Annotated in this window: 1 protein-coding gene; it reads right to left on the bottom strand. The window is 36.8% G+C overall.

Annotation, left to right across the window (positions count from 1 at the left end; genetic code table 11):
• On the bottom strand, positions 1 to 269 hold a 269-nt coding region (locus tag P3R27_RS15035; protein WP_301399225.1), incomplete at both ends, for a hypothetical protein.

Genomic DNA, 269 nt, shown 5'->3' on the forward strand with positions numbered 1-269 from the left:
CTTTCATCATTAATGAAATTAATTTATCTTTGAAAAAGGCAACGGCTCTCACGCTCTCTGTTTCAAATATTTGTTCGCCATTGTATGTGTCTAGCTGTTCTAAGTGCCGATAAATGGTTTCTGCTTGATCGTATTTCTCTTTAATCGCTTGTTCTAAGACTTCCTCTTCATATTCACAAAACACGTACGTATTACATCCCTCTAATATCTCACCTTGTACTTTTTCGTCATATCGAATGCTCCCCCACTGTTTTTGGATTTCGTAACGA

This window comes from Enterococcus spodopteracolus (genome assembly GCF_030441955.1).
Lineage (GTDB): Bacteria > Bacillota > Bacilli > Lactobacillales > Enterococcaceae > Enterococcus_B > Enterococcus_B spodopteracolus.